General features: G+C 71.8%; 21 protein-coding genes and 1 pseudogene. 12 read left to right on the top strand and 10 right to left on the bottom strand.

From position 1 onward, the window contains the following. The first annotated feature begins 12 nt into the window (after positions 1-12). From AB0F03_RS29960 to AB0F03_RS29950, 3 genes are all read left to right on the top strand, one after another. Positions 13-1179 (top strand): alanine--tRNA ligase-related protein, encoded by a 1167-nt coding sequence (locus AB0F03_RS29960; RefSeq protein ID WP_361997455.1) that lies wholly within the window; start codon positions 13-15, stop codon positions 1177-1179. 97 nt (positions 1180-1276) lie between these two features. Beyond that, positions 1277-1921: a dihydrofolate reductase family protein gene (locus AB0F03_RS29955; RefSeq protein WP_361997453.1), complete on the top strand. Its 645-nt coding sequence runs from the start codon at positions 1277-1279 to the stop codon at positions 1919-1921. Between the two features lie 119 nt (positions 1922-2040). Then, positions 2041-2925 (top strand): aminoglycoside phosphotransferase family protein, encoded by an 885-nt coding sequence (locus AB0F03_RS29950; protein ID WP_361997533.1) that lies wholly within the window; start codon positions 2041-2043, stop codon positions 2923-2925. Here AB0F03_RS29950 and AB0F03_RS29945 read toward each other — a convergent pair. The 3 genes from AB0F03_RS29945 to AB0F03_RS29935 form a co-directional block, all read right to left on the bottom strand. Next, positions 2850-4007, bottom strand: coding sequence for an MFS transporter (locus AB0F03_RS29945; protein WP_361997531.1), 1158 nt, complete (start codon positions 4005-4007; stop codon positions 2850-2852). The genes AB0F03_RS29950 and AB0F03_RS29945 overlap by 76 nt on opposite strands. 267 nt (positions 4008-4274) lie before the next feature. Then, on the bottom strand, positions 4275-5609 hold the full coding sequence (locus AB0F03_RS29940) for an MFS transporter (protein WP_361997451.1): 1335 nt from the start codon (positions 5607-5609) through the stop codon (positions 4275-4277). After that, entirely contained in the window at positions 5606-6271 is a 666-nt protein-coding gene (locus AB0F03_RS29935) for a winged helix-turn-helix domain-containing protein (RefSeq protein ID WP_361997449.1), read from the bottom strand. Before AB0F03_RS29935 ends, AB0F03_RS29940 begins: the two co-directional genes overlap by 4 nt. A 148-nt stretch (positions 6272-6419) precedes the next feature. Here AB0F03_RS29935 and AB0F03_RS29930 point away from each other — a divergent pair, with 148 nt between their 5' ends. Further along, positions 6420-7070 (top strand): hypothetical protein, encoded by a 651-nt coding sequence (locus tag AB0F03_RS29930; protein WP_361997447.1) that lies wholly within the window; start codon positions 6420-6422, stop codon positions 7068-7070. A 66-nt stretch (positions 7071-7136) separates the two neighbouring features. Here the strand turns inward: AB0F03_RS29930 and AB0F03_RS29925 are convergent, their stop codons facing one another. Further along, entirely contained in the window at positions 7137-7337 is a 201-nt protein-coding gene (locus tag AB0F03_RS29925) for a hypothetical protein (protein WP_361997445.1), read from the bottom strand. Positions 7338-7385: 48 nt separating this feature from the next. Next, the gene (locus AB0F03_RS29920; RefSeq protein WP_361997443.1) at positions 7386-8309 is read right to left on the bottom strand and encodes a Ku protein; all 924 of its coding nucleotides are present in this window, start codon (positions 8307-8309) and stop codon (positions 7386-7388) included. A 232-nt stretch (positions 8310-8541) separates the two neighbouring features. Between AB0F03_RS29920 and AB0F03_RS29915 the strand changes: the two genes are divergently transcribed. Then, complete coding sequence (locus tag AB0F03_RS29915; RefSeq protein ID WP_361997441.1) at positions 8542-9084, top strand: MOSC domain-containing protein; 543 nt, start codon at positions 8542-8544, stop codon at positions 9082-9084. A 440-nt stretch (positions 9085-9524) separates the two neighbouring features. On the opposite strand, the gene AB0F03_RS29910 is transcribed toward AB0F03_RS29915, so the two are convergent. Beyond that, on the bottom strand, positions 9525-9962 hold the full coding sequence (locus AB0F03_RS29910) for a MarR family transcriptional regulator (RefSeq protein WP_361997529.1): 438 nt from the start codon (positions 9960-9962) through the stop codon (positions 9525-9527). A gap of 200 nt (positions 9963-10162) precedes the next feature. Here AB0F03_RS29910 and AB0F03_RS29905 point away from each other — a divergent pair, with 200 nt between their 5' ends. The 6 genes from AB0F03_RS29905 (at position 10163) to AB0F03_RS29880 (ending at position 16539) form a co-directional block, all read left to right on the top strand. Beyond that, positions 10163-11332, top strand: a complete 1170-nt coding sequence (locus AB0F03_RS29905; RefSeq protein ID WP_361997440.1) for a PP2C family protein-serine/threonine phosphatase — start codon at positions 10163-10165, stop codon at positions 11330-11332. Positions 11333-11460: 128 nt separating this feature from the next. After that, entirely contained in the window at positions 11461-12357 is an 897-nt protein-coding gene (locus AB0F03_RS29900; protein ID WP_361997438.1) for an STAS domain-containing protein, read from the top strand. Beyond that, complete coding sequence (locus tag AB0F03_RS29895; RefSeq protein ID WP_361997436.1) at positions 12354-12806, top strand: STAS domain-containing protein; 453 nt, start codon at positions 12354-12356, stop codon at positions 12804-12806. Before AB0F03_RS29900 ends, AB0F03_RS29895 begins: the two co-directional genes overlap by 4 nt. Continuing rightward, the gene (locus AB0F03_RS29890) at positions 12806-13249 is read left to right on the top strand and encodes an anti-sigma regulatory factor (RefSeq protein ID WP_361997434.1); all 444 of its coding nucleotides are present in this window, start codon (positions 12806-12808) and stop codon (positions 13247-13249) included. Before AB0F03_RS29895 ends, AB0F03_RS29890 begins: the two co-directional genes overlap by 1 nt. Positions 13250-13511: 262 nt before the next feature. Then, a complete protein-coding gene (locus AB0F03_RS29885; protein ID WP_361997432.1) occupies positions 13512-15374 on the top strand; it encodes a SpoIIE family protein phosphatase in 1863 nt (620 codons plus the stop codon). Continuing rightward, positions 15352-16539 carry a PP2C family protein-serine/threonine phosphatase gene (locus AB0F03_RS29880; protein WP_361997430.1) on the top strand — a complete coding sequence of 396 codons (1188 nt, stop codon included), beginning with the start codon at positions 15352-15354 and terminating at the stop codon, positions 16537-16539. The genes AB0F03_RS29885 and AB0F03_RS29880 overlap by 23 nt, the downstream gene beginning before the upstream one ends. Before the next feature lie 34 nt (positions 16540-16573). Here AB0F03_RS29880 and AB0F03_RS29875 read toward each other — a convergent pair whose 3' ends face one another. Further along, the gene (locus AB0F03_RS29875; protein WP_361997429.1) at positions 16574-17080 is read right to left on the bottom strand and encodes a MarR family transcriptional regulator; all 507 of its coding nucleotides are present in this window, start codon (positions 17078-17080) and stop codon (positions 16574-16576) included. A 252-nt stretch (positions 17081-17332) separates the two neighbouring features. Then, positions 17333-18541, bottom strand: a complete 1209-nt coding sequence (locus AB0F03_RS29870; protein WP_361997427.1) for a phospholipase D-like domain-containing protein — start codon at positions 18539-18541, stop codon at positions 17333-17335. Between the two features lie 201 nt (positions 18542-18742). On the opposite strand from AB0F03_RS29870, the gene AB0F03_RS29865 reads away from it, so the two are divergent. Next, complete coding sequence (locus AB0F03_RS29865) at positions 18743-18985, top strand: hypothetical protein (RefSeq protein WP_361997425.1); 243 nt, start codon at positions 18743-18745, stop codon at positions 18983-18985. Between the two features lie 41 nt (positions 18986-19026). Here the strand turns inward: AB0F03_RS29865 and AB0F03_RS29860 are convergent. Both AB0F03_RS29860 and AB0F03_RS29855 read right to left on the bottom strand, forming a co-directional pair. Then, positions 19027-19548, bottom strand: a pseudogene (locus AB0F03_RS29860) (hypothetical protein); the annotation flags it as partial. 3 nt (positions 19549-19551) lie between these two features. Then, entirely contained in the window at positions 19552-20835 is a 1284-nt protein-coding gene (locus AB0F03_RS29855) for a PAS domain S-box protein (RefSeq protein ID WP_361997423.1), read from the bottom strand. Between the last annotated feature and the right edge of the window lie 285 nt (positions 20836-21120).

Here is a 21120-nt window from a genome sequence, read left to right as displayed (position 1 = left end):
AGGAGCCACCCCGTGCACACCGACCAGATCGTACGCACGTTCATCGAGTACTACGAGGACCGCGGCCACCGCCGCGTCACCGGCTCGACTCTGCTGCCGCCGCCAGGAGACTCCGTGCTGTTCACCACCTCGGGCATGCACCCGCTCACCCCCTACCTGGAGGGGCGCCCGCACCCCCTCGGCAGGAGACTGGTCAACGTGCAGCGGTGTCTGCGCACCACGGACCTCGACGAGATCGGCGACAGCACCCACCTGACCGTCTTCCAGATGCTCGGGACCTGGTCGCTCGGTGACTACGGGGGCCCGTCGAGCCTCGGCTGGGGCTACGACCTGCTCACCGAGGGCTTCGGCATCGATCCCGGGCTGCTGCATGTCACGGTCTTCGGCGGCGACGACCAGGCCGGTCCGGACACCGCCTCCCTGGAGCTGTGGCAGGGGCGCGGGGTGCCGGTGGAACTCACCGTCGAGGACAACTGGTGGTCCAACGGACCGACCGGCCCGTGCGGCCCCGACTCGGAGATCTTCCTGTGGACCGGCGACACCCCGCCGGAGTCGACGCCCACCTGTGACGAACGCTGGGTGGAGGTGTGGAACCACGTGATGATGCGCTACCGGCGGCTCGCCGACGGTTCACTCGTGCCGCTCCCCCGGCACAACATCGACACCGGACTCGGCCTGGAACGGCTGGCCTCGCTGTTGCAGGGCCGGACATCGGTCTTCGATTGCGACGTCTTCGACCCCTGGCGGCGCCTCGTACCGGCCCTGTGGCAGCTGGACGAAGTGTCGCTGCGGTTGGTCTGCGACCACATCCGCTCGGCCATTGTGGTGATCGCCGACGGGGTCCGCCCGGCCGGCACCGGTCGCGGCTACGTACTGCGCCGTCTGCTGCGGCGGGTGCTCACCGTGCTGCGGCGGGACGATCCGTCGGGCGGCCTCGGAGACCTGCCGGACGAGCTGGTCCGGCACACCCTGGACCTCTTCCGTCAGGACGGGGATCCGGACGTCGTACGCCGGGTCCTGCTGGACGAGGAGAGGCGTTTCGGCCGCCTCCTGGAACGTGGCCGGCAGGTACTGGCCCGGCCGCGCTTCCGGGGCCCGCTGAGCGAGGAGGACTTCCACCTCCTCCACGACACCTACGGCCTGCCGCGTGACCTCGTACTGAACCTGCGGCCGCAGTGACGGCCTGCCCCGGCCCGGGGGGGGCGGCGATGAGTTTCCCTGGGCCGGAGAGTCTCATCACCGTCATCACCACCGAAGGACACCAAAGGAGCAACACGTGCCTCAGCTGCTGAGAGTCCAGAATTTCAGCGTGTCGAGCGACGGCATCGGTGCCGGCGCGGACCAGAGCCTCGAGCGTCCGTTCGGCCACGTCGCCCCGGAGGAGCTGTTCGCCTGGGCCGGCGCCACGGCGAGCTGGCCCATGCGCACCGATCCCGGGGGCAGCCGCGGTCTAGACGACTACCTCACCCGGGACTTCACACGCAATATCGGTGCCGAGATCATGGGGCGCAACAAGTTCGGGCCCCAGCGCGGGCCCTGGCACGACGACGAATGGCGTGGCTGGTGGGGCGACGAGCCCCCGTTCCGCACCCCGGTGTTCGTCATGACCCACCACGTGCGTCCGTCGTTCACGCTCTCCGACACCACGTTCCACTTCGTCGACGGCGACCCGGCCGCGGTCCTCCAGCGGGCGCGGGAGGCGGCGCAGGGCAAGGACGTCCGGCTGGGCGGCGGGGTCACCACCATCCGGCAGTTCCTCGACGCCGGCCTCGTCGACACCATGCATGTGGCGGTCTCACCGGTGAAGCTCGGTTCGGGACTACGCCTCTGGGAGTCACCCGATGAGCTGCTCGACCGGTTCCACCTGGATGTCGTCCCCAGCCCGAGCGGTGTGACGCACCACCTGTTCTGGCGCAAGTGACCGGTTCTCAGGGCTCGACCGGACCGAGGAGCTGACACAGAAAAAGGGGCTCCGGGCCTCGGTCCGGCTGTGCGACGATGCCGGGAGGAACAGAGAGATCAGGTGGGTGGATGGGCACGATGCACGCGGACGAGGCGGAGACCGACGCCGACCTGGTCCGGCGGCTGCTGCGTGCCCAGTTCCCCGAATGGGCCGACCTGCCGGTCTCCCGGCTAGCCTCCGGGGGCACGGTCAACGCGATCTACCGGCTCGGCGAGGACCTGACCGTCCGGCTGCCGCTGCGTCCCGGCGGCGCCGAGGCCATCGCGCTGGAGGCACGGCTGCTGCCTCGGCTGGCCCCGCTGCTGCCGCTGCCGGTCCCGCAGGTGGTGGCGACCGGCATCCCGGGCGAGGGCTACCCCCTGGCCTGGGCGGTGCACCGGTGGATCGAAGGGCGCAATCCGGTCGAGGGTGAGCTGGCCGAGCCCGGCCTCGTCGCCCGTGACCTCGCGGAGTTCGCGGTCGCCCTCCGCAAGATCGATCTCCCCGGCGGTCCGCGCGCACACCGGGGCGAGCCGCTGACCGGCGCCGATCAGGAGATGCGGGCGTCGATCGAGGCCTTGCACCGCACCGGCGAACCCTTCGACGCCGACGAGATCACCGCGGCCTGGGAGGAGGCGCTCGCGGCACCGCGGTGGACGGGCCCGGCCTGCTGGACGCACTCCGACCTGATGCCGGGCAATCTGCTGCTCACCGGCGACCGCGTCTCGGCGGTCATCGACTTCGGCACCGTGGGCATGGGCGAACCGGCCACCGACCTCATCCCCGCCTGGAACCTGCTGCCCGCCTCGGCGCGCCGGGCGTACCGCGAGGCGGTGGATGTGGACGACGCAACCTGGGCACGCGGCCGGGGCTGGGCGCTGTCCATGGCGGTCATCCAGCTGCCGTACTACCGGACGACCAATCCGGTCATCTCGGCCAACGCCCGGTACGTCATCCGGGAGATCCTGCGCAGCCCCGCGTAGGACAGCACCGCGCAGGCCCCGGCGGTCAGCAGTCCGCCGACGAGGAAGATTCCGCGCACGCCGGCGAGCGACAGCATCAGCGCTCCGAGCATGGCCCCTGTCGCGATTCCGGCGTTGTACGCACCGGAGTTCGCCGCGAGTGCGATATCCGTGCGGCCCGGTGCGCAGTGCAGCATCGCGTTCTGGGTGGCCATGAACACCGGTCCGAGCGCCCCGCCCATCAGGACCAGGAACACCACCGCAGCCACGGGGTGGGTGCCGGTCGCGTACAGGCCGAACATGCCCGCCGCCTGCGTGGCTACGGCGGTGGTCAGCGCGGCCCGCGGACAGCGGTCCAGCAGCGCCCCGGTGATGCTCACCCCGGCCAGACACGCACCACCGAACGCCACGAGCAGGGCGGTGACCGCGTCCGGGGAGAAGCCGCTCACACCGCCGAGGAACCGCACGATGTAGGTGTAGCCCGCGAATGCCCCGGTGGCGGACAAGGTCCCGGCTGCCAGCACCGTCCGGAACCGCCGGGCGTCGGGACTGCTCCCGTACGCGGCGGGTTCTTCCTCCGGACGTGAGGTCGGCAGCGAAACGGCGATCATCACCAGGCAGACGAGCCCCAGAACGGCCGGCACGGCGACCGGGACCCGCCAGTCACCCTGCCGGCCCAGCCAGGTCCCGGCGGGAACACCCAGCACGAGGGCGAGCGAACCGGCGACGGACAGCGCCCCCACCACACGCCCACGCACCCCGGGCGCGAACAGGCCCACCGCTACCGGCCCCGTCACGGCCCAGAACAGCGCCTGGGCGAGCGCGGTCCACAACCGCGCCACGAGAAGCAGCCAGTAGGAGGTGGCCAGCGCTGCAACCGCACCGGACACCACCAGCACGGCCAGGAGCCCCGTGAGCACCTGACGCCGGGGCGCGGCACGGGTGACGTGCGCGAGCGGCAGGGACGCGACGGCCACCGTCACGCCGTAACCGGTGATCAGGAGCCCCACCGCCGGCACTGGCACACGCAGACTCTCGGGGATCAGCTCCAGCAGGCCGATCGGCAGGTTCTCGGCGGTGTTGAAGGTGAAGGCGGCCAGCATCAGGGCCGCGAGCACCGCCGACCTGCGCCACGGAGCCGGACGCGTCGCGGCCCTGCGGACACGCCCCGCCCTCCCCTGCCGCGCCTGCTCCGTCGCACCGTCCACCAAAACACCTCACCGGGCACACCGGCCCCACCGCAACCGAATTCATCGCCGCCGCCCTCCACCTGGTGTGGGTAGACGACCGAGCGAGGAGCGCGGCGGTCGTCTACCCAGTCGCGGGTCACCCGAGGAACCAAGAAGCGGTTGCCTGCCCTGCCGGCAGGGTCAGGCCATGAGATCCGCGCTGGTCGACAGGCCGGGTTCTTCAGGCTCCTCCTCCTGGGCACCTCGCCCACTCTGGCGGTCCATCTCGCGCCATTCCGGCCTGAGCCCAGCGAGGTTCATGGTGAGGAGGTACGCGGCCCCACCGGCGACGAGCACCGGCACGAGCCCGACCGAGGCCACCACCGCGCCGGCGATCAGTCCACCGAGGGGAATACCCGCCCAAGCGAGCGAGTCGCCGAGTGCGTTGACTCTGCCCAACAGTTGGCGCGGCACGCGCTCGAACAGGACGGCACCCAGTACCGGATTGACGAAGCCGGCGCCGAAGCCACTGGCGGCGAACACAGCCAGTACTGCGCACATCGGTGCGTCGGAGGCGAGGATGAGGAACCTGGGGGCTCCGGCCAGAAGAAACCCGGCGAAGAACGCCACCCTGCGCCGCAGCCGGTGAGCCGCCATAGTGGCGATCAGGCTTCCGCCGACGGCAGCGACTCCCATGACGCCACCCATCAGGCCGACCGCGGCCGGCCCATGGCCGGATTCTCTGGCCCAGACGGGCATGAGCACCGCGGTGAACCCTGCGTCCAACAGGTTGGTGATCCCGACCACGACGATGACGCTGAACAGCAACGGCTCGCCACGCAGGAACGAGAGACCCTCGCCGAATCGTCGCCAGTAGCCGGGTCCCGCTTCGGCGCGGGTGGGTGCTTCCTCCGTCGTACGGCCCATGCCACGAGGCAGCGCAAGCCCGATGATCACGGATCCGACGGCGAAGCAGCACGCGTTGACCACCAGCCCTGTCAAGGGGCCGAGCAACGCCACCAGGGCGCCACCGGCAGCTGGGCCGATGGTTGCAGCGAGCCGCTCGGTGACGCCGGTCAGGCCGGTTGCCCGCTCCAAAGGCACTCGGCTGCGCTCTGCCGCATCCGGGACCATGACTTCCTTGGCGAGATCGCCGGGGCCGCGCGACGCACCGATCAGCGCGACCAGGGCCAGCAGCAGCGGAAAGGACATCAGATGCAATGCGTGCAACACGGGAACCGCGGCGGCGGCAGCGGCGCTGGCCAGATCAGTGGTCCAGGAAACGGCCCGCGGTCCGATCCCGTCCACCAGCGGCCCGGTGAATGCCTTGACCACGACATAGGGGGTCATTTCACAAAAGGCGACCAGTCCGGTCTGTGTGGCGCTGCCCGTCGTGACGAGCACGAACCAGGGCAAGGCAACGGCCGAGACCCGCGTGCCGGCCAACGACACGGCCATGGCCGCCAGCACCCCGCCCAACGGCCGTAAGGAGCGGCGGCCGGCTAAGCCCTCGGCGTCTGGGACGGCTGTCGTCACGGCCTCTCCGTTCCTGCGGCTTGCCCAGGGTCGTACGCGCCGGTCGGCGCGCCGGGAGCGTCCAGTTCGGGAAGCACGTGTGCGATGACACCGACCCGCTCTGCTGCCGCCGGTGCGCTTGCCGCCGCCTCAGGGGTGTCCTGCCGATAGCGGGTGATCACCTCCCTCAACTCCTGCTGAAGGGCAGCGGCTTCGTCGGGGGTGAGGCGTAGAGCCCAGTCACTCATGTCGAAGTTGTCGCGCCACGACCTGGGCATCGTCTGAAGGCCGTTGAGTGTCTGTTGAACGCGCAGTGTGTAGGTGGCGGCGACCGACTGGAGGTAGGCCAGCGCTGCCTCGGGTTCCCGGTCGGCCAGGATCGGATCGTCGAAGCACATCATCTGGTGCACCGAACGCCACCAGCGCTCTCGCGCGTTGCCACGTTCGGAGTCTTCCTCGACGAAGCCTGCCGCGCCGAGTTGTCGCAGGTGGTAGCTGGCCGTGCCGGAGTTGACCCCCAGTCGCTCCGCGAGGCGAGTAGCTGTCGACGGACCGTGTTTCCGCAACAACCCGAGCAACTGCACGCGTACCGGATGCGCCAAGGCACGCAGGCCCTTGGCGTCGAGAACAGCCACGTCCGCTTCGACGTGCGGAGCCTCGCGGCCCCTCGTCATGTCTGTCATGTCGCCACCCTAGACCGCAAAGACTTCTTTGCTAAGAACTCTTTGCGAAGAAGTCTTGGTGAAGAATCCGGCCGGGCCCGGGGGTCGGTGTCCGACTCGCGCGTGGTGGGTTCGGCCCCGAGGATGGAGCGACACGATCATCTATTCCTTGGACGGCAGCATGTCGGTGCGACGACTCAGAGGTTCTGGAAGGGCCCGGCGCCGGATCGCCCTGGGGACTGCCCTGGGCGCCCTTCTGCTCGCGGGCGGGCTCTCGGGCTGTGGCGGCGGGAGCGGTCAGGACGGCGGTTCTTCGTCCCCGGCGAGCGCTCCCGTTACGCCGAATGCCTCGTCGTTCTCCGGGACACCGCCGTCGGCGTTGGCGTCCGCCGCCTCTTCGGCGATCAGCTCCGCCCGTGCTGCCGCCTCTGCCGCGGCGTCGTCGGCCTCGGCACGGGCCTCCGAGTTCGAGGCATCCGTGGACGCCGAGACCCAGCGCAGGAGCACGGCGGCGCAAAAGGCCCTGAAAGATGTCGAAGGACGAGGAAACGCGCTTTCCGAAGTCGCGATGACGGGGATGCCGAAAGCCGAGACAGGCGGAGTCCTCGCCGTCCTGGTCAGAATCACCAACAAGACCGGCAGCGAAGCCTCCTACGCCGTGCAGATCGACTTCAAGAACCCGTCCGGCAAGGTGGTCGAGACGCGGTACGTGGGCGCGGAACACCTGAAGCCCGGGGAGAAGAAGCAGCCCATCGCGTTCAGTCATCAGCCACCGGAGCCGAAGCTGACACCCGTTCTCGCCAAGGCGCAGCGTTACTGAACGCTGACGCGGTGCGGTGTGGCGCGGTGCGGTGCGTTTGCGGGGAGCGGGCCGTAGCCGCGTGGGCTACCGCTGGTCGGGCCAGGTGGCCAGTACGTCGCCGGTCTCCTCGTCCGTGAGGGTGACGCGGGCGCCGGGCATGCCGCCGTACTCGCCGATCCAGCGCCGGAACTTGTCCCGCGCGGTCTCCTCACTGCCCCACCAGCCGTGCTGCACCGGTCTGCCGTCGGCGGAGAGCCGCAGATGGTAAGGGCCGGGGCCGGTCATGTGCGGTGGGGCCCTCGGCGCCGGACCGGCTCCCGGATGCTCCCACGGTCAGGCACTTCTCGGCCGGCGTCCGGTCGTCTTCTTGGCCGCGGTTTTCTTCGCCGCCGCCTTCTTGGCCGGCTGTTTCTTCGCGGCCGGCTTCTTCTTCGGTGTGGGAAGTTCGTGCACGTCGGCCGGGCCCGCCTCCCCGGCGCGGGACGCCTTCGCCTTCTGCACCGACTCCTGCAACGCCGCCATCAGGTCGAGCACCTGGGCCGGCTGCTCCGGCGCCGGTGCTTCCGGCAGCGGTTTCTCCTCGCGTTTGGCCTCGATGATCCGTGCGATGCCCTCGGTGTACCGGTCCTGGAACTCCTCCCCTTCGAGCTTGTCGACGGTCATGGTGTCCATGAGGGCGAGCGCGCCCTCGATCTCGCCCTCGGACACCTCCACCGGTGGCGGCAGCAGCTCGGTGGGCTCGCGGATCTCGTCGGGCCAGCGCATGGCGTGCAGGACCAGGACGTCGTCGCGCACCCGCAGCAGTCCCAGCCGTTCCCGACCGGACCAGGCGTACTTCGCCACGGCCACCTTGGCCGAACGGCTGAGCGCCTCGACGAGCAGCTTGTACGGCTTGGCCGCGACCTGGCCGGCCGGCTGGAGGTAGTAGCCCTCGGCGATCCGGATCGGATCCACCGAGTCGAGCGGCACGAACGCGTCGATCTCGATCGCCTTCGCGGTCGGCAGCGGCAGATTGCTCAGGTCCTCGTCGGTGATGGGGATGACCATGGTCTTGGTCAGCTCGTATCCCTTGCCGATCTCCTCCTGGGCGACCTCGCGGTCCTCCAGCTCGCACACCTTGCGGTAGCGGACCCGGCCCTGGTCGGGCAGGTGGTACTGGTGGAACCGGATGCTGTGATCCTCGGTGGCGCTGACCACGTTGATCGGCACCGTGACCAGACCGAAGGAGATCGCGCCGGACCAGATCGTTCGGGGCATGGCTGTCCTTCCGCAGACCCCCCGAGCACCAACAGGCTATGGACGCCGCAGCCGGTCCGCACGCGGAGGCGGCGCGGCCCTCCCCCGGGCGGGGGATCCCCCGGGCGGAGTGCATCAGGGATCTCCACCGGCCCGTCGGGTCACCTGGGCATGCCGCCCCGCTCCGGTGAGGGACGTGCGACCGGCGTTAGAGTCGTGACTGAGCATTGTCACCGAGGAGGGGGCCCCGAGGATGAGCGGGACAGTGACGGCGGTCAGCAGCAACGGCGCGTACTCGTTCACCAAGCCGAACCGGGACAGCATCACGCTGCTCGCCGGGCTCGGTGTGGAGGGTGACGTGCATGCCGGTGTGACGGTCAAGCACCGCTCCCGGGTCGCCCAGGACCCCACCCAGCCGAACCTTCGTCAGGTCCACCTCATCCATGAGGAGTTGTTCGCCGAGGTCGGTGCGGAGGGATTCCGGGTGGCACCCGGTGACCTGGGCGAGAACATCACCACCAGCGGCATCGATCTGCTGGGCCTGCCGGTCGGCACGCTGCTGCGTATCGGCGACGAGGCGGTGCTGGAGGTGACCGGCCTGCGCAACCCGTGCCGGCAGATCGACCGCTTCCAGGACGGACTGCTGAAGCGGGTCGTCGGCCGCGACGAAGCCGGGCGCCTCGTGCTGAAGGCCGGGATCATGAGCGTCGTGAGGGAGGGCGGTGCGGTGCGTCCGGGCGACACGATCCGCGTGGAGCTTCCCAGCGAGCCGCACCGGCGCCTGGCGCGGGTCTGACGTCTCTCCCCCGGCGGGCCGCCGCCCGGCCCGCCGCACCACCTTCCAGGGCCGGGGCGTTGTCGCCTTCGGTGAAAACGGCCTCCCGCGTGACGTCCCTTCACCTCCACCCTGCCGCCCGGCGCGACGTGGTCCCGGCGGGAGCCCGGTGTCCGATGGGTCCCTCCACCGCCGCGGGATACGTGGCGCCCGGCAGCACGGTCAGCGTGACCTCCCGATGCTGCTCGACCGCAGCCTCCCCGACAGGATGTGAGCCGGACGACGGATTGCGTGCGGTATCGCAGAAAATGGGCCGCCTTGTTGTGGTTGGACAATAGTGGGCCTCAGGCAACAATGGGACGGTGTCGGACGGATACAGCGTAAGGACGGGGCACGCCCTCGTCGGACGGACAGCGCTCCGCGTGCCGGCGGGCCGGGGCGGCGGTGGGGCCGTCGGCGGTTCAGGCCGTCCGGGTGCCGGAACTCGGGGCGTCGTCGTCCAGTATCTGCGTCGCCGCGGTGACGCAGAACGCCTCCAGCCCCTCCAGGAGCGCGGTCCGCTTGGCCGCGGGCATGTCCGCCAGCACCTTGTGCAGCTCCCTCTCCCTGCGGCCGCGCAGGTCGACGAGGAACGCGCGGCCCCGGCCGCTGAGGTGCAGCCGCACCTCACGCCTGTCCTGCGCGCTCACCACCCGCTCCACCAACCCGGCCGCCACCAGCCGGTCGCACAGGCGGCTGGTGGACGGCGGGGTGGACGCGAGGGACTCGGCGAGCGTGCGCAGGTTGATGCCGTCGTGGTGTTCCAGGATGTGCAGCACGCGCAACTGGGACGCGGAGGTCGGCGCGGTGGAGGCGCGGCCCCACACGACTTCCAGCAGCTCGACGGCCGTGGTGGTCACACGCGCGACCTCGTCGGGCTCTGGACGGCGGCGGAAGGCAGTCACGGTCACACTCTCGCAGGCACTGGGGCGCCTGTCAGCGTACTAGGCACACGCGCTGGCTACAGATCATCAGGGGCGACCGTCGCAGCCCCTTCACAAGCTCGGCCCGGTGCGCCGCGGCCCGTACGTCGACCGGCGAAGGATGGGTGCGTTTCCTCATGGACGGATGTGTGGCCGCCGAACGCGCTCTGCGCACGGCGGCTCCCCACGAGTTGCTCGACGTCCTGCGCGCCGTACTGGTCGAACGGTACGGCGCGCAGGACGTCGAGCTGTTCATGGCCGACTACGGCCTGACCGTGCTCCAGCCGGTGTCGGTACTGCCGCACACGCCGGAACCGGTGCCGGTGCGCGGCAGCCCGGCCGGGCGGGCCTTCGGCTCACAGACGCCGTACCGCGAGGACCTCGGTGACGGGCGGACGTGCCTGCATCTTCCGGTCAGCGTGCGCGGCGACCGGCTCGGCGTGCTGTCCGTGACCCTGACCGCGGGTGACGCCGGCCGCTGGGAGCAGGAGCTGACGGAGATCGCCGAGGTGCTGGGGCGCGAGGTGCTCGTCGCCGAGCGGGACACCGACCTGTATCTCCAGGCACGGCGCAAGGACCGGCTGACCCTGGCCGCCGAGATGCAGTGGCAGCTCCTGCCCGGCCGCTCCTGCTCGCGTGCCGAGTACGACCTGGCCGCGCAACTGGAGCCCGCCTACGCCATCTTCGGTGACAACTTCGACTGGTCGGCCACCGCCGACCATCTGATGCTGTACGTCACCAACGGCATGGGCGAGGGCATAGAGGCGTCCCTGCTGACCAACCTCGCCATCAACGCCCTGCGCAACGCCCGCCGGGCCGGCATCCCCATCGCCGACCAGGCCGCCCTCGCCGACCAGGCCGTCTACGCCCACTACCGCGGACGCTGCCATCTGTCGGTCCTGTTGATCGACTTCGATCTGGCGACCGGGCGGGCGGACGTGGTGGACGCGGGCTCTCCCCAGCTGTGGCGGCTGCGCGACGGCGTGGTGGAACACGTCGGTTTCGAGGCCCAGCTGCCCCTGGGCATGTTCGAGGAGACCGACTACGTGGCCCAGGACTTCCGGGCCGAGCCCGGCGACCGGCTGGTCTTCGTCAGCGACGGGGTGCATGCCGTGGCCTCCCCTGGAGGAGAGGCGTACGGGGAGTCCGCCCTGGCGCGGGCGATCCAGTCGACCCGGTTGCTGCCCGCGGCCGAGGTGCCGCGCGCCATCCTGCGGGAGCTGGCCGGCCACCGCGGCGAGGCCCTGCCGGACGACGACGCCGTGACCGTCTGTCTGGACTGGCGCGGGAGGCCGCCCGGCCGGTGACCGGCGCGCGCGGTCGTGACGATCGCGTGTTGTTCCCCTCCAGTGCTCACGCTAATGTTTGCCATAAAGCAATAATTGTCTGATGGCTCGTCGTTCGGCCGGCCGCAGGAGCCCACAACAGGGAGACGATGCAGGTGGCGGAGCACGACACGGCCTCCGAGGTGGCGCAACGGCTGGGCGGCTTCCTGGAACGGCGCCGCGAGCAGATCGCCCAGCGATGGGCGGACGCCACGCTGTTCCGTACCGTCTTCATAGTCTCCCGTGGCGAGGCGGTCGAGGCGTGCAAGGCCGTGGTGGACGCCCTGGCCGAGGTGGCCCGCACCGGGCGGCTGGAGGACATCGAGGCCCCCGGTTTCCGCACGGTGAGGGAGCAGCTCGGCCGGATGTCCGCCTCCCGGGCCCGAGCCGGGTCCAGTCCGTCGCAGATCGCCGGTGAGGTGGCCGGCCTGCGCGAACCGGTGACCGCGTTGCTGGACGCCGAGTTCGCGGACCCCGGCGAGGAGCAGGCGCACGCGTGCCGGCTCGCGCTGACGGTCCTCATGGGCACGCTGCGTCTTGTGGTCATGCAGACTGCGGTCAGCGCGGGCGAGGAACTGATCGCCCGGCAGCGTCATCAGCTGCTGGAGGTGGCCACTCCGGTCATCCGGCTGTGGGACGGCGTCGTCGCCGTGCCGCTGATCGGGACCCTGGACAGCGCCCGCAGCCAGATCGTGATGGAGAGCCTGCTGGAAGCGATCGTGGACCAGCGGGCCCGGTTCGCGATCCTCGACATCACCGGTGTGCCGACCGTCGACTCGCTCGTGGCCCAGCACCTGATGAGGACGGTGGCCGCGGCCCGTCTGATGGGCGCGGAGTGCGTCGTCTCCGGTATCCGTCCCGCCATCGCCCAGACCATCGTCCAGCTCGGCATCGACCTGGGGTCGATCATCACGCGGGCCGGCCTCGCCGACGCGCTGGCGTACGCGCTCGGCCGGCAGGGCATCGTCGTCTCTCCGGCCCCTGCCGCGGGAACGACCCCGCGGTGACCCGCTCGCCCGCCCCCCGCCCGGGTCCGGTGCCCGTACTGGCGCTGGGAGACGTCCTGCTGGTCACCCTGCAAGGAGAGCTGCACGACGAGGCGGCCGAACAACTGCGGTCCGACATCGTCCATCGCATCGGGTCCGGCCCGGCTCCGGTGGGCGGTGTCGTGATCGACGTCTCCGGTGTGGAGATGGTCGACTCCTTCCTCGGCCGCGTCCTCGCCGAGATCGCGGCCAGCGCGCGCCTGCTGGCCACGCGGACCGTGCTGGCCGGCATGCGCCCGGCCGTGGCCATCACCCTGGTCGAGCTGGGGCTCACGCTGCCCGGCCTGGTCACGGCCCTGGACGTCGGAAGGGCCCTGTCGCTGCTGACGGACACGGCTCCGGAAGCGCTGCCCGGCCACCCGGCTCACCCGGCTCCGGCTCACCCGGCTCACCCGGAAGAGGGTGCGTGATGCATGATCCCCTCTCCCCCACCGCGCGCCTGCCCATCGATTCGGACGCGGACCTCTACCGGGTGCGCCAGCGGGTGCGTCAGGCCGCCGCCGACCTCGGTTTCCGGCTGGTCCAGCAGACGAAGCTGGTGACCGCGGCCAGCGAACTGGCCCGGAACACCCTCGTCCACGGGGGCGGCGGACACATGGAGATGACGGTGCTCGGGGACGGCGGCCGCCGCGGACTGCGGCTCTCCTTCGTCGACGCCGGCCCCGGGATACGGGATGTCGAACGGGCCATGACCGACGGTTACACCACCAATGGCGGCCTGGGCCTCGGCCTGAGCGGAGCCCGGCGGCTCGTGCGGGAGTTCGCCCTCGACACCGGCCCGGGCCGGGGCACCGCCGTCACCATCACCGACTGGGCTCCCGGCCTGCCCTCACCCCGTACGGGTGCGTCATGAACGCGCGAGCCGTGGCGGTCGTGGCGCCGGTCGCCGACGAGCCCGCGAGCGGCGGTCACGCCGGCATCCGCACGGCCGGCCCGTCCGGCACCCTCGCGGACAGGGCACCGTGCGTGCGGATCGCCTCGCCCGGTCACGGGTCGAGCGTCCTAGGCATGCCGGCGGCACACCGCGTCCCGTGCGACGCCGGCAGCGCCGTACGCCCCCCGCGCGACGACAGCCGTGTGGCCGTACTGACCCCTGACCCTCCGGACGGACGTCCATGACCGCAACCCCCGATGTCTGGAAGATCGCGTCCGTCGGCGACGCGGCCCGGGCCCGAGTGGCCGTCGACCGCGTCGCCACGGACGGCGGCGCGCCGGCGCTGGAGCGCGCCCGCTTGCTGACGTCCCTGACGGCACGGCTGCGCCGCTGCCTCGCCCAGGGCGGCACCTGGGAACTCCGGCTCCACGCCCGGCGGAGCACGGCCGGCCGGGAAGGCCGGCTCGAGATCTCGCTGCGGCGGGCCGGCTCACCGGTGCCGGGCCCGGACGACGAGCCGGTCCTCGTCTGCTCCCTGCCGCACCGGCCCGCCCCGGACGGCCCGGCCGACGACACGACACTGCCCGAGGCCCTGCTGCGCGCCGACGAGAACACCGCGGCCGTACTGGACGTCCTGGACGAACAGGAACGCCTCGTCCGGCTGCACCTGGACGAGCTGCACCAGACCAACCAGGGCGTCCTGGCACTGCACTCCGACCTGGAGGCCGCGGCGCTGGCCCAGCGCGAACTCCTCGAGGCCGAGCGGACCGCGCGCGCCGAGGCCGAGCGGGCACGGCGGCTGCTGACCTTCCTCGGGGACGCCAGCGCCGCCATCACGGCGTCGCTGAGCCATACGGCCATCCTGCGACGTCTCTCCGACATGCTGGTCCCGGAGTACGCGGAGCACCTCGACGTGTGGCTCTTCGACGAGGAGGACGGGGAGCAGCAGGAGTACGGCGCGGACGCGCACCGCATGCAGGAGCGGCCGGACGCCGCGGTGGCCGCCGCCCGTACCGGCCGTCCCCAGCACGCCGCCGCCCAGCCCGGGAGGCTGCCCGGCACCGAGGACCTCCCACCGTCCGCGCCGTCCCCGCAGCGCCCGGTGCTGGCCATCCCCCTGGTGGCGCACCGTCAGCTGGGGGTCCTCACCCTCACCGCGCCCGGGCCGCGCTTCGACGCGGACACCACAGTGATGCTGGTGGAGCTCGCCCGCCGGGTCGGTGTCGCCCTGGACAACGCGCGCCGCTACGAGCAGTACCGCGACACCGCCGAGACCCTGCAACACGCTCAGTTGACCGACCTGCCCACCGTGTCCGGTCTGCTGCTGGCCGCGCGCTACCTCCCCGCCACCCGGGGTCTGAACATCGGCGGCGACTGGTACGACGCCTTCCTCCAGCCGGACGGCAGCCTGCTGGCCGTCATCGGCGACGTCACCGGGCACGGTCTGCACGCCGCCGTGGTCATGGGCCAGCTGCGTACGGCGCTGCGGGCGTACGCCGTCGAGAACGACAGCCCCGGCGACATCCTCACGCACCTGCACCGCATGCTCCGGCACCTGCAACCGGAGCTGTACGCCACCGCCATGATCGCCCGTTTCCGGCCGGGTGAGCCGGAGGTGGTCTGGGCGTCGGCCGGTCACCCGCCCGCCGTGGTGCGCGACGCCGACGGCACCGTACGCGTGCTGAACGCCAAGCCCGGTGTGATGCTGGGCATCCCCGTGCCCTACGCGTACGCGGACCACCGGGCGGACCTGCCCGCCGGCTCGTCCCTGGTGCTGTACACCGACGGCCTGGTCGAACGCCGGGCGCAGGGCATCGACCCCGGCATCGAGCGACTCGGCCGGGCGCTGGGCACACTGAGCACCGCCGAGCTGGAACAGGATCTGGACGCCGCGGCCGACGCGTTGCTCAAGCCCCTGCTGCACGACTCCGAACGCGACGACGACGTCTGCGTGCTGATGTGCCACACCGTGTCACCGTCCGGACCGGTGTCGCGGCGGGAGGCGGGCCGGGGTCCGGCTCTTACCCGGCGTCCTGGAGGCGGACGTCCTCGGGGTAGCGTGGAGGACACGAGGCGAGAGGGTGGATGCCGTGAAAGCTTCTGAACCGCTCCCGTCGGCGGAGGCCCTCCTGCGCGCTGCCGCGCCCCACGCGCTGGTCGCCACGGCCCGCCGCATCCTCGCCGAGGGTGTCGGAGCGCAGGAGGTGACCCTCCTGCTCGCCGACTACGGCCTGACGGTTCTGCAACCGGTGTCCCATCTGCCGCACACCGGCCCCCCGGTCTCCGCCCACGACGGCCCCGCCGGCAGCGCCTTCCTCACCCAGAACCCGGTGATCGAGGTCCTCCAGGAGCCGGCCGGTCATCTGGTGCATCTGCCCATCACGGTGCGCGGCGACCGTCTGGGCGTGCTCTCCGTGCGCCTCCCGGCGGGGGCCGCCGGCCCGGAGACCGTGCTCCAGCTCGGTGGCTTCGCCACGGCACTGGGGCACGAGGTCACCACCGCGGGCCGCGACACCGACCTCTACCTCCAGGCCCGTCGCACCCGCCGTCTGACCCTCGCCGCGGAGATGCAGTGGCAGCTCCTGCCCGGCCGGGGCTGTGCCCGCGACGAGTACGTCATCGGCGCGCATCTCGAACCCGCCTACGCGATCGGCGGGGACAACTTCGACTGGTCCACCACCGGCGACCGCCTCGTCCTCAGCGTCACCGACGGCATGGGGCAGGGCATCGACGCCTCCCTGCTCACCAGCCTCACCGTGGGTGCGCTGCGCAACGCCCGCCGCGCCGGCCTCGGCCTGGCCGACCAGGCGTCCCTGGCCGACCAGGCCGTCTACGCCCAGTACGGCGGCAAGATGTACGCCTCCACCCTGCTGCTGGCGTTCGACCTGGCCACCGGCGCGGTACGCGCGGTGGACGCGGGCTCACCCCAGCTGTTCCGCCAGCGCGACAGCCACACCGAGCGGATCGAGCTGGAGGCGCAGATGCCGCTGGGGATGTTCGAGGAGACGGTCTACGAGGAGCAGACCTTCCAGGTGGAGCCCGGCGACCGGCTCCTCGTGGTCAGCAGCGGTGTGCACATGACCCGGTCCGCGGGCGGTGATCTCTTCGGCGAACACGCCTTGCGCCTGATCCTCGGCGCCACCCGTCCCGCGGCGCCGCACGAGACGGCCCGCGCGGTCGTCGCCGGGCTGATCGAGCACCACGGGAGCAAGGAGCTGATGTCCGACGCCGCCGTGGTCTGCCTCGACTGGCACGGCTCGCCGGCCTGACGGCGAGCGGCACCGGGGGCCGGGGTGCCGCGCTTCAGGGTTCGGGACCGTCGCTCCCCCGGCCGGGGCCGGCCAGAGCGGCCAGGAACGCCCGCATCCCCCGGCTGAGCGCCTCCCGCTCGGCGGGCGCCATGGCCGCGAGGACCGCGGCGAGCGCCTGGGACCTGTGCGCGGCCACCTCGCTGAGGACGTGCCGGCCGGGTCCGGTGAGGACCAGCCGCACCTCACGCCGCCTGTGCGGATGCAGCAGACGTTCGAGGAGACCGGCCGCCTCCAGCCGGTCGCACAGCCGGCTGGCGGTCGGCGGCCCTATCTCCATCCCCTCGGCCAGAGCGGTGAGATTGAGCCCCGGCTGTGACTCCAGGATCCGAAGGGCCCGCAGTTGGTGGGGTGACAGCCGCAGGCTCGCCCCCTGGGCGGCCACCGACCACAGGTTCGCCAGACCGTCCGCGGCATCGGCGATCTCCAGCGCCGCGGACAGAGGGTCGTCGTCCCCCGGTCCGCCCGGCCGGTCGTCCCCCGAGCCACTGAGACGAGTCACGAACACATCGCTTTCAGTAAAGGCCTGCCCATACGGATACCACCCTCATTCAAACGCGGTTACCCGACGAGCCGCCGGGCAAGCACCGCCGGCCGGGCCATCGTAGGAGCCAAGGTGACCGGAACAGCTCGCTCCCGGCCGACAACTGTTGCCTGAGGGAAACTTCTTCGTACCTGCCCGTCCGTGCCCGGGCAAGAGGCAGGGCTTACTCCGTCCGGCGGCCCCGACGAGGCCGGGGACCCGGTCCGGAGGTCACAGGAACCGGCGGACCGGGGTGACGGCGGCCTCCTTGGCACGCTGGAGAACCGCGCGCCGTCTCCACCGGGCGAGGTCGATGGCCACGCTCTGCCGCAGGTCCTCGTCGTAGTCGCGGTCGAGTCCGGCGGTGAACGTCTCGTCCAGGACGGCGAGCATGACCTCTTCGTCGTGGTCCATGGACCTGCGGTTGAAGTTGGTGGAACCGATGAGGGCGGCGACCGAGTCCACCGTGATGATCTTTGCGTGCATCATGGTCGGCTGGTACTGCCGGATGTGCACGCCCGCCTGGAGGAGGCGGGTGTAGTGGTGCTGGCCGGCGAGCTGGCAGGCGCGCTGGTCGGTGTGCGGGCCGGGAAGCAGGATCTCCACGCGCACACCGCGCCGGGCCGTCTGGCACAGCAGGTCGATGAAGTACGTGTCGGGGGCGAAGTAGGCGGTGGCGAGGCGGAAGCGCTCCTCGGCCGAGGTGAGCATGACCCGGATGAGGGTCTGCATGTCCTGCCAGCCGATGCTCGCCGAGCCGCGCACGACCTGCACGACCGACGAGCCGGCCTGGCGGTGCTCGGTGAAGCGGTCGCGGTCGTCGAAGAGTTCGTCGTGGCACTCGGCCCAGTTCTGCGCGAACGCGGCCGCGATGCCGTCCACGGCCGGACCGCGCACCTGGACGTGGGTGTCGCGCCACTCCCCCGGCCCGCGGGCGTCACCGCACCACTCCTCCGCGATGCCGACGCCGCCGGTGAACGCGGTGTGCTCGTCGACGATCAGGGCCTTGCGGTGACAGCGGTGGTTCTGCTTTAACGGCGACAGCCAGACGGGCCTGCGGAACCAGGCCACCTGCACACCCGCCGCGTCCATGAGGTCGAGCAGGTCCCGCTCGATCTCCTTGGCACCGAAGCCGTCGAGCAGCAGGCGCACCCGTATCCCCTCGCGGGCGCGCTCGGCGAGGGCGGTCGCGAAGTCACGGGCGATCTGGCCACGCCAGTACACGAACGTCATCATGTCGATCGTGTGCCGGGCCGACCGGATCGCCCCGAGCATCGCGGGGAAGATCTCGTCGCCGTTGCGCAGGGGAATCAGTTCGTTGCCCTCGGTGGCGGCGATGCCGATCAGCCGCTCCAGACGGCGACGCAGGCGCTGCTTGCGGGCAGCCGCGTCGGACGCGGTGCCACGGGCGGGAGCTGCCGGTATGCCGTCGAGGATCACGCAGGTACTCCGTAGGGCCGGGGAGACGGATGGGTGCGGGCTTCGCCGGACGAGCCCGCAGAAGCACATGCCCGGCGGCCCGTGTCTCACTCCCCCGCCCGCGGCCGTACCGGCCGGCCGTCGGGGAAGACCGCAGGTCTACCCGATCGGGCGATGAGTCCGATGGCCGTGCGTCATGCGCGCCGACTAGGATCTGTCCTCGTGGCAGACGTCCCCGATGAGCTGATCAGGCTGGAACGACGCGCCCAGGAGGAACGGGCCGCGCTCGCCGGCCTCACCGGTGACGAGTACGAGGCGCAGGGGCGTCGCTGGCGGGCGGCGTCCGAGGCGGCGCGGGCGGCCGTCACCCGGCACGCCGAGGCCACCGGGGCCGACGAGCACGAGGTGGAACAGGCCGTGCAGAAAGCTGTCCGGCAGGGTCAGGAGGACCCGGCCGTCGAGTAGGGCGTCGACGGGCGGCCCGCGCCCGGCGCCCACTGTGCCGCTCAGCCGATGGTGACGACACGCGCCCGGGGCGGCGGGGTGTCCGGGACGTTTTCGGCGTTCTTCTCGTCCACGGCACGGGCGGAACGAGGCCGACGGCGGTGCGGCAGGACGGCTGCTCGTACGGCCACGGCGTCCGACCGTCCGTGAGGGCGGCGATCACGTCCGGCCGTGGCCGGGAACGCGGCGCCCGGACGGAACCGGACCGCAGGTCCCCCCCCGCCGCCGATTGGTTCGACGTCCGCGGCGCGGCACAGCGGGACCGCGACCCCGGCCGCCGCGTCGCGGGAGATCACCGGGGCCGGGTCGCACCCCTCGCCCGCGCGATCGCCGCCACCTCCGGCAGCTCGCTGCCCGGTTCGGCGCCGCTCACCGAGCCGGAGTGTCGATGACGACACGGATCGGGGCGGTGTGCGGCGCAGACCCGGCGGCAGCACCCCGGGGACCCCGGCCGAACGCCGCGACGGGCGACGGCAGCTGTGCTCCTCGCCCGCACCCGGCGCAGCCGCCGCCGAGCGGACCGCCGGTCACACCGGACTCAGTGGATGGGCCGCCGTGGCGGACCGCGGCGGCCATGCCTGGGGGGAGAGGATGCCGAGCACGTAGGCGCGGGCGACCAGGGCCGGGCGGGTGGGGGCGCCCAGCAGGTCACGCAGCCGGCTCAGGTGGTAGTCGACCGTCTGCCGGGAGAGGTGCAGCGTGCCCGCGATGTCCGCGTTGCTGTGCCCGGCGGCCAGCAGGGCGAGGATACGTACCTGGCTGGCCGTCAGTGCCGGTTGTGCCTCGTGGCGCAGGCCGACGTGGGTGATGACGGCCCAGACACTGGGCACGCGTTCCGCGGCGTGGCACACGGCGTTCAGGTGGACGCGCACGCGCCGCTGCCGGCTGTCTCCGTCGACGAGCACCGCGGAGGTCCGGGCGCTTCTGCGCCGCCCGCCGACGAGGTCGTGCCAGATCCGGTGCACCGCGGTGCGTTCGGGTGTCCTCGCCAGCAGGGTGTCGGCCGGCAGCCCTATGAGGTCGGAGAGACGGACGCGCAGGAGTTCGGCGACCGCGGTGCCGGCCTCGCCCACCAGTCCGTCGGTGGACAGGCGGACGCAGAGGAGGCCGCTGTGGTCGCGCAGGGCCCTCAGGTCCTCCTCGGCCCGGCGTCGCTGGGCCAGCGCCCGGGTGTAGTCGGTGACGTCGACGTAGATGCCCGCCACACAGCGGCGGCCGCCCCAGCGGACGGGGAAGCGGTACCCGGCGGCCTGTCCGGAGGTTCCGTCGGGGCGCCGGTAGGTGAGGGCGTGCCGCACGGGCCGGCCCTCGGTCAGGACCGCCCGGTCCAGGGCGAGGAACCGGGTCACGTCGTCGGGTTGGTCGACCTCGGCGAGGTGGCGGCCGATCACGGCGTCACGCGTGGTGCCGTACAGGTGGGCGTACGCGTGGTTGGCCCACAGGTAGCGGCCGGTGGCGTCGCGCACGAAGGCCGCGGCCGGGGTGAGGTCGGCGAACGCGGCGTACGGGTTGTCCTCCGGCCGGCCGCTCACCTCGACGGCCGCTCCCCTGTCGCCGTCGCGGCCGGCGCCGTCGTGGCGGGCCGGCCAGTTGACGTGGAAGGTACGGCCCTCGAAGCGCACCTGGTAGGGCGCGTCGGGGGTGCCGGACGGCCCGCCGCGGTCGGCGCGGAGGGCTTCCAGGAAGCGGCGTTCGGTCCCGTCGTCGTCGAACGCGCCGCCCCCGCTGTCGACCACTCCGAGCCCGTCGTCGGCCTCCCACCAGGACACCGGAAGGGGCGCGAGCAGCGTCTTGAAATCGGCCTCGTCCACGGCCCAACTCCTTCAATGGTCCACCACATCACGTTGAGTGACACAGCATGCGTATCCCGTGGCGGAGCAGACATGCGGACCGGGCGGAGGCCGCGCGTGTGCGCACCGGCCGGGCACTAGCGCATCACATGACCTTCACATGCCAACAACTGCCCTTATCAGTACGGCATTTGCCTGAACGATTCGTCTAACCGCGCACAGTTGGGGGCAGTTGGGGCTGGTTCGCTTGAAGGAGACGGCGGGGCAGCTGACTTCACACCGGCGGGGCGTCCGCCGGCCGCCGTA

Source organism: Streptomyces sp. NPDC028722, assembly GCF_040637655.1.
GTDB lineage: Bacteria > Actinomycetota > Actinomycetes > Streptomycetales > Streptomycetaceae > Streptomyces.
Note: the sequence above shows the minus strand (reverse complement) of the source record. Positions and strands in the feature narration are given on the sequence as shown.

What these genes read in the sequence shown, in the direction of transcription:
- AB0F03_RS29950 (WP_361997533.1), top strand. Translation starts at nt 2,041, where the DNA reads ATGCACGCGGACGAGGCGGAGACCGACGCCGACCTGGTCCGGCGGCTG.
- AB0F03_RS29945 (WP_361997531.1), bottom strand. Translation starts at nt 4,007, where the DNA reads ATGCTGGCCGCCTTCACCTTCAACACCGCCGAGAACCTGCCGATCGGC.
- AB0F03_RS29935 (WP_361997449.1), bottom strand. Translation starts at nt 6,271, where the DNA reads ATGACAGACATGACGAGGGGCCGCGAGGCTCCGCACGTCGAAGCGGAC.
- AB0F03_RS29925 (WP_361997445.1), bottom strand. Translation starts at nt 7,337, where the DNA reads ATGACCGGCCCCGGCCCTTACCATCTGCGGCTCTCCGCCGACGGCAGA.
- AB0F03_RS29920 (WP_361997443.1), bottom strand. Translation starts at nt 8,309, where the DNA reads ATGCCCCGAACGATCTGGTCCGGCGCGATCTCCTTCGGTCTGGTCACG.
- AB0F03_RS29915 (WP_361997441.1), top strand. Translation starts at nt 8,542, where the DNA reads ATGAGCGGGACAGTGACGGCGGTCAGCAGCAACGGCGCGTACTCGTTC.
- AB0F03_RS29905 (WP_361997440.1), top strand. Translation starts at nt 10,163, where the DNA reads ATGGACGGATGTGTGGCCGCCGAACGCGCTCTGCGCACGGCGGCTCCC.
- AB0F03_RS29900 (WP_361997438.1), top strand. Translation starts at nt 11,461, where the DNA reads ATGCAGGTGGCGGAGCACGACACGGCCTCCGAGGTGGCGCAACGGCTG.
- AB0F03_RS29890 (WP_361997434.1), top strand. Translation starts at nt 12,806, where the DNA reads ATGCATGATCCCCTCTCCCCCACCGCGCGCCTGCCCATCGATTCGGAC.
- AB0F03_RS29885 (WP_361997432.1), top strand. Translation starts at nt 13,512, where the DNA reads ATGACCGCAACCCCCGATGTCTGGAAGATCGCGTCCGTCGGCGACGCG.